Genomic DNA, 7,220 nt, shown 5'->3' with positions numbered 1-7,220 from the left:
GGTTCTACCTGAAACCGGGCCGATGCAATCAAGATCGCCTGAGGGCTGGACAGAGCATCCGATCACACGTAAGATTGCGCCTCGAAATTGACGCACACCGTGCCCGATTTCTTCCGCCCGTAGCTCAGCTGGATAGAGCGTTGCCCTCCGGAGGCAAAGGTCTCAGGTTCGAATCCTGACGGGCGGGCCATCTTTCTCAAAAGAGCCCCGCCAAGTGTGGGGCTTTTTTGTGAAAGACGGTCTGATCGTTAGCTAAATTGCAAACCTGCGTACGGACTCCGGCACTGAGAGGAATGGCATCCCTGCCATGCTCATCCATTGTAAAGATGCTCCCCTTTGCGATTGCTGGGCATTCAGGAGAGCACTTTTTCTTACTGTCGCTCTTAGCCAAGTACTTTGCGAATCTCATCCATGATTGCCGCCTGCTCTTTGCGCGCGGCAAGGGCAGTCTCCATATCCACTTTCACGAACCGGACCGGCATGTTCGGCTGTAACTGACCAATCAGGTCCATGTCAGCCGAAATAACGCAACCCAGCATGAAATACCCGCCACCAGACACTGCATCACGGTGCAGTACGATTGGCTCTGAGCCGCTCGGTACCTGAATGGAGCCGTAGGGATAACAGGCATCGGTGATGTTGGATGGGTCCGCGCCAGCACTGAATGGCTGTTCGCGCTCGACAAAATCAAGTTTGCGCCCGCCCTGAAAGCGATAGCCCATGCGGTCTGCTTCATTGGCGACTTTCCAGGTATCCTCGAAAAAACTGTCCTGGGACTGCTCAGTAATTCGATGCCAGTATAGCCCGGGCAGCACGCGAATCTCGGCCGGATTGGACGGGCTGCGCCGCAGTGCCGCAGGTACCGAGACCCCATCCTTAACGGTTTTGCTGCTTTTGCCGAGTGGCAGCGAATCGCCCGGCTGCACAGGGCGACCGTTAACACCACCGAGCGCACCGATGGCATAGGTCGAACGGCTGCCAAGGTGAACGGGCGTGGTAATGCCGCCGGAAATAGCAATGTAGATTCGCGCGCCGGATTTCAGAAAGTCGAAGGACAACACCTGGCCGGCTTTCACGGTGAAGGCGGTCCAGGTATCACGTGGCTCACCATCCACTTTCGGCGGCAGTTCTGCGCCGCAGACTGCGACGGTTACATCCCGTGTGAATTCAAGTTCCGGCCCGACGAATACGGATTCGAGCCCGGCCGCTCCCTCATCGTTGCCAACAAGCAGATTCGCTGTTTTGAGTGCCAGGCGATCCATGGCCCCACCCATGGGAATACCAAGATGATAATAGCCCGGCCGTCCCAGGTCCTGGATCGTGGTGGCAATACCGGCTGAGATTACATTAACGGTCATAAAGGGCCTCCATCAGCTTGGCGTTGGTACCGTCCATATCGGCATTGAACTCGCTTAGCGAAAAACGAACGTTTCTGATACGAGGCATGTATTCGCCGGCCTGCACCTGGGCAATCGCGGCATCATACTCTTCGCGATTGATTGGTTTGAATCTGACGATATCCCCCGGCTTGAAGAAAACCATGAAGTCTTTCAGGTAGGGAACACTTTGCTCCGGGTCATAGATCGGCATGGGGGTGATACCGAACATCTGGTACCCGCCCGCGCCGCGCACGGAGTAGATGCAGGAAAAGCTGCCCCCGTAGCCAACCGTCTGCCGTGGTGTGTCGGTGCGCGGGCGGAGGTATTTTGGCACCTGGATCTGACGCGACCGGTCAACCATCTGATAGAGAAACGGCAGGCCGGAGACAAACCCGACCATGGAGACGAACCAGGGTGCTCCGGAATGCGCCTCAATGAACTTCTCTACACTGTCATAGCCATTGATCGATGCTGCGTATTCGATGTCGGTCGCGCTGGGGTCCTGGTGGCGTTCGCGAAACCGCATCAGGGTATCGTAGGTCCACGGATCCTGGTAATAGACCGGAACTTCGATTATACGTGTCTCCAGAACGTTTTCGCCCTGTTCCGCCTGTGCTTCCAGGCGTTTCAATTCCTTCATCATGTCATCCGGGTGAATCACATCCGGATCGAATTTGATCTGGAACGAGGCGTTGGCCGGACATATTTCGGTGACGCCCTTGATGTTGGCATTGCGCACAGCGTTGGTCATGGACATTGAGACAAAGAATGCCTCAAGCGACATTTCTTCGTCGACTTCTACGAAAATGTGCTCATCGCCGCCAAATGTGTATCGACTACTCATGAGTTTGAGCCCCTTTTTGTTTTATGAGATCAAGGTTTTTTTCCAGCCACGGCTCCAACCAACGGGTATGGACGACGCTTTGCTGCAGCTCTTCACTCTCAAGCAAAGCCTGGAACAGCGGCGCGGTGGTGGGCAGCCCCTCGATATGAAGTTCGCCAAGGGCGCGCTTGAGCCGCAACAGCGCACGGTCACGGTCTTCGGCCCATACAATCAGTTTGCCCAACAGCGAATCGTAGAAAGGCGGAACGGCATAGCCTGGATAGAGCATGTGATCGAAACGCACACCCGGCCCGTCCGGGGTGAGCAAGTTGCCGACGATGCCGGGAAACGGCATGAAATTATTGGCCGGATCCTCTGCGTTTAACCTCACTTCGATGGCGTGCCCGGTTCTGCGTATCGTCTCCTGTGTAACACGCATCTTTGTGCCGCCAGCGATCAAGATCATCTCGGCGACCAGGTCGACGCCACAGATCATTTCGGTCACAGGATGCTCAACCTGGATGCGTGTGTTCATCTCAATGAAATAGAAGTTCCCTGTCTCGTCGTCGTAGAGATACTCGATGGTGCCGGCGCCTTTATAGTGGACAGCCTTTGCCAGCGCGACAGCCGAGCGGTACAGTTCTTCGCGAACCCGATCATCCAGCGCGATCGATGGTGCCTCTTCCCACACCTTCTGGCGGCGGCGCTGCAAAGAGCACTCACGCTCAAAGAAATGTACGACGTTTTCGCCATCACCTAGTATCTGGACCTCGATGTGCCGGGCACGCTCGATGACCTTCTCTATATAGATGCCGCCGTCACCGAACGTTGCCGCAGCCTCCGAGGAAGCCTGGGGGGCCAGTTCCTGGAACTCGGCAGCATCATGAGCAACACGGATGCCGCGGCCGCCGCCTCCGGCGGCCGCCTTGATCATTACCGGGAAACCAATCTCCTCTGCTATTTCGGCGGCGGCGTCCATATCCTTTATAACGCCGTCACTGCCGGGCACCGTTGGGACATTTGCCTTCTCCGCTTCGGCTCGAGCGGCCGCCTTATCTCCCATCAAGCGTATGGTGTTGCCATCCGGACCCACGAAGACAAGTCCTGCGGCAGCTACAGCGTCTGCAAAGTTTGCATTTTCGGCAAGAAAGCCATAGCCGGGGTGAATGGCGTCGGCACCGGTTTCCTTTGCCGCCGTCAGGATCGCATCGATAGAGAGATAGGATTTTGCCGCCATTGGCGGCCCGATGTTAACCGTTTCATCCGCCATTTGAACGGCTCGGCTTTCGGTGTCAGCGTCGCTGTGAACGACCACTGTAGCGATCCCGAGATCACGTGCAGCGCGGATAATTCGGACTGCTATTTCACCCCGGTTTGCGATCAGCAGCTTTTGAATACCTGTTTTTCTCATGATGGCCTCAGTTCAGCTCGGCAATAACCTGCCCTGCCATAACGGGTTCACCGTCACTGACCGGAAAGTCTGCAATCGTTCCGTCAGCATCCGCTTTCACTTCATGGAAGGTTTTCATGACCTCGACAAGACCGATGGTGTCGCCTTTGGTGACGGTATCGCCAACTTCGCGGTAGGCGGCCTGGTCCGGTGCCGGTTTACGATAGAATGTTCCCGGGATTGGGGATTTCACTTCATGCTTAGCCATCGGTAGTGTCTCCTGATTGTTATTCTGGTGCTGTCTCAAGCCGTTTCTAGCTGTTTGATTGCCTCATTGACCGCCTTGGCAATGTCAATGGCATTGGGTGTGTCAGAGTGGACACAAACGGTTCCGGCGCGCACAGGCAGTGACTTGCCGTTGACGCTATCCACTTTGCCATTACGCATAGCCTCAAGAACGCGCGATGCCGCATATCCGGGATCGACCTCACTGTGCGACCGCGTGATGATCAGATTTCCGTTATCATCATATTCCAGGTCGGCATAAAACTCTGCCAGGAAGGGGATTCCCCGTTCTTTGTAAACCTTTTCGTGCTGGGTACCAGCAAGTCCCAGCACAGGCACTCCATAGACTTCGGCGGCATCAGCAACGGCATGGGCGATGTGCTCCATGCGCGCTGCCATGCCATAGAGTGCGCCGTGTGGTTTGAGATGCGACAGTGCCACACCACTGGCGTCCAGGAAGCCCTTCAGCGCACCGATCTGATAGAGGATGATGTTGGCCATTTCCTCACGGCCAATCTTCATTTCCCGCCGACCAAACCCGGGTAGATCCGGTAGCGCGAAATGTGCACCAATCTTGACGTTATTCTCGCGCGCCAGTTCTACGGTGCTTCGCATGTGGTTAGGGTCGGAGCCATGGAAACCGCAGGCTATGTTGGCCTGGGTGATATACGGCATCATGCCTTCGTCGTCACCCATCCTGTAAAGGCCGAAGCTTTCGCCCATGTCACAATTCACATCTACATGCATCGTTTGTGCTCCTTAATTCTTGAGAGAGGCAACGTACCGAAGCCTGATCTGGTCTGCGATGACCGCCAGTATCAGCAGAATGCCGAGCACGACGGTTTGTAAGTAGGATTCGATTTGCGCCAGGTTCATGCCGTTCTGAATCAGGCCGATGAACAGGGCACCGAGGACGACGCTTTCAAGGCGCCCCACACCACCTCGCAGACTGACCCCGGCTATGACGCAGGCGGCAATGGATTCCAATGGCATCGAAGCACCAATATTGGCTTCACCGGTATCAATACGCGCCGTCAAAAGCATGCCGGCAATGGCTGCAAAGAGAGCGCTCAGCACGTAGGTGAAGAACAGCGTGGCTTTCGTGTTGATGCCTGATAGTGAGGCAGCCTTCGGGTTGCCGCCGACCGCATAAAAATACCGGCCCTGAGGCGTGCGGTAGAGGAATACATATAGGGCGACAGCCAGCAATGCGGCGACGAAAACCGGTGCGGGTATACCGAGCAGGGCACCATAGCCAAAGGTGTCGCTGAAGGCCCGTGGCATGCCGTAAACAGGTACGCCACCGGTCAGGTAGAGTGCGACACCGAAACCGACCGATGCCATACCGAGCGACACCATGAAAGGCGACACGTTGAAGAAGGCGACGCCCGCACCGTTAACGATACCGATCGTGACCCCTGCCAGAATGCCGGACAAACAACCGAGTGCGATTGCCAGCCAGACCATGTCGGGTGCAATGGAGAAGATGGCAGCCATAACCAGGGCGCCGACCACTGAGCTCAGTGCCAGGGCTGTGCCAACCGACAGGTCAAAGCCACCAGTGAGCAGGGCCATCATCTGGCCAAGTGCAACAATCATCAGGTAGACCGATTGGCGAAGCACGTTCATCAGGTTTTGCAGCGTCAGGAAGTTTTCCGACAACAGCGAGAACACCACCATGGCGATGAACAGAAGAAAGGGCAGAATGCCGAGCTTCACGAACACGCGCTTGGTTAAGTCCCCAATGCCGCCGATAGCCGGTGCGTTGGGCGCAGTAACAGATTGCTCAGCCATTAACAGGCCTCCTTTTCGAAGAAATGGGCAAGCACCTTCTCTTCAGTGAGTTGGTCGGCCTGCAGTTCGGCCTGAGTCCGTCCCTGGTAAAAAACGTAGGCGCGGGTCGTAAGATGAAGTATTTCAGGCAGGTCGGACGAGATAATGACAATGGCCACGCCACCGCGTGCGAGTTCAACAATAAACTCATAAATGGAAGCGCGTGTGCCGACATCGACGCCGACCGTTGGTTCGTCGAAGACGATCAGGTCATATTTGCGGGTCAGGGCCCGGGCGAGCATCACCTTTTGCTGGTTGCCACCGGAAAAGTGTTCAACCGTACGTTCAATCAGCGGCGGCGACAGGTTGAGCCGTGTGGTAAGTGCTTCGACTGCCCTTTTTTCGCCACCACGATTGATGAAACCACCTTTTGAGAATGGCTCGATGTCGAGTGAAGCGAGTCCAACATTCTCGCGCACCGAGCGCATCATCATCAGACCCTCATGGCGCCTATCGGCGGGCAAGTAAAGGAAACCATCGCGTATATTGCGTTTTGGTGTGTGACCCGTGATACCCTGGTTATTCAGCGTGACCGTCCCGGAGCGGATTGCCAGTGCACCGAAACATGCCTGCATCATCTCCGATTTTCCCGACCCGACCAGTCCGGCCATGCCGACAATCTCACCCGCCCGGACAGTCAGCGACGCGTCAACCACCAAACCGTCGTTTGTTGTGACATTCCTGGCATCGAGCACTACATCGCCCGGCGCATTCAGGTTCAGCTCCGGAAAGATGGCGCCGACCACGCGACCGGTCATGAGCTGCACCAGATCATCTTCCGTTGCGTCCGCCGCCTCGACAGTTTCGATATAGCGGCCATCGCGAAGAACAGTGATCCGATCAGCGATGCGACGAATCTCGGCCATTCGGTGAGTGATGTAGATGACTCCGACCCCGCGTTTCTTCAAACCGCCGATCAATTCGAACAACTGGTCAGTCTCATGCGAGGTGAGCGAGGCCGTAGGTTCATCAAGAATCAAAACCTGCAGTTCAGAACGAAATGCCTTGGCGATCTCAACCATCTGCTGCTCTGCACGGGTGAGGCGATCCACCCGCTGGTCCGGCCTCAATGCAAAGCCAAGCTCATCAAGCGTTTCCTTTGCCTCTCGACTGATACGGGCGCGGTCGAGCAATCCAGCTCGTCTGGGCTCGGCGCCGAGAAACAGGTTCTCCTCCACAGTCATCTGAGAGATCAGTGAAAATTCCTGGAAAACCGCCGAAATACCGAGAGAGCGAGCGTCGTGAACCGAAGCCAGTGTCACCGGCATGCCTTTGTAAGAGATTTGGCCGGTGGTCGGCTGGTTCGCACCAGCCAGAATGGAAATCAGGGTCGACTTTCCCGCACCATTCTCTCCGAAGAGCACATGCACTTCGCCGGCAAGCAGTTCGAAATCCACGCCATCAAGCGCCCGAACGCCAGGATAGTCCTTGGTAATGGCCCGGGTCTGGAGGAGCGGGGTTTCCCCCACCTCCTCACGACCCTGCTGTTTGTTGATTGAATTCAACATGA

General features: G+C 56.1%; 7 protein-coding genes and 1 tRNA gene. 1 reads left to right on the top strand and 7 read right to left on the bottom strand.

Going from position 1 to position 7,220, the window contains the following annotated elements:
* Positions 1-113: 113 nt before the first annotated feature.
* Positions 114-190: transfer RNA gene (locus R6W86_RS12605), tRNA-Arg, on the top strand.
* 193 nt (positions 191-383) lie between these two features.
* Here the strand turns inward: R6W86_RS12605 and R6W86_RS12600 are convergent.
* The 7 genes from R6W86_RS12600 to R6W86_RS12570 are packed head-to-tail and all read right to left on the bottom strand — an operon-like array spanning position 384 to position 7,218.
* A complete protein-coding gene (locus R6W86_RS12600; RefSeq protein ID WP_410329718.1) occupies positions 384-1,358 on the bottom strand; it encodes a biotin-dependent carboxyltransferase family protein in 975 nt (324 codons plus the stop codon).
* On the bottom strand, positions 1,348-2,223 hold the full coding sequence (locus R6W86_RS12595; RefSeq protein WP_410329717.1) for a 5-oxoprolinase subunit B family protein: 876 nt from the start codon (positions 2,221-2,223) through the stop codon (positions 1,348-1,350). The genes R6W86_RS12600 and R6W86_RS12595 overlap by 11 nt, the downstream gene beginning before the upstream one ends.
* The gene (locus R6W86_RS12590; RefSeq protein ID WP_410329716.1) at positions 2,216-3,613 is read right to left on the bottom strand and encodes an acetyl-CoA carboxylase biotin carboxylase subunit; all 1,398 of its coding nucleotides are present in this window, start codon (positions 3,611-3,613) and stop codon (positions 2,216-2,218) included. Before R6W86_RS12590 ends, R6W86_RS12595 begins: the two co-directional genes overlap by 8 nt.
* A 7-nt stretch (positions 3,614-3,620) precedes the next feature.
* Positions 3,621-3,860, bottom strand: coding sequence for an acetyl-CoA carboxylase (locus tag R6W86_RS12585; RefSeq protein ID WP_410329715.1), 240 nt, complete (start codon positions 3,858-3,860; stop codon positions 3,621-3,623).
* Between the two features lie 35 nt (positions 3,861-3,895).
* Positions 3,896-4,624, bottom strand: a complete 729-nt coding sequence (locus R6W86_RS12580; RefSeq protein WP_410329714.1) for a LamB/YcsF family protein — start codon at positions 4,622-4,624, stop codon at positions 3,896-3,898.
* A 12-nt stretch (positions 4,625-4,636) separates the two neighbouring features.
* The gene (locus tag R6W86_RS12575) at positions 4,637-5,671 is read right to left on the bottom strand and encodes an ABC transporter permease (protein WP_410329713.1); all 1,035 of its coding nucleotides are present in this window, start codon (positions 5,669-5,671) and stop codon (positions 4,637-4,639) included.
* A complete protein-coding gene (locus tag R6W86_RS12570) occupies positions 5,671-7,218 on the bottom strand; it encodes a sugar ABC transporter ATP-binding protein (RefSeq protein WP_410329712.1) in 1,548 nt (515 codons plus the stop codon). Before R6W86_RS12570 ends, R6W86_RS12575 begins: the two co-directional genes overlap by 1 nt.
* Between the last annotated feature and the right edge of the window lie 2 nt (positions 7,219-7,220).

Origin of the sequence: Marinobacter sp. (assembly GCF_046484525.1) — a bacterium.
Taxonomy (GTDB): Bacteria; Pseudomonadota; Gammaproteobacteria; order Pseudomonadales; family Oleiphilaceae; genus Marinobacter.
The sequence above is the reverse complement of the archived record's forward strand: the minus strand, read 5'-3'. Positions and strand labels throughout refer to the sequence as shown.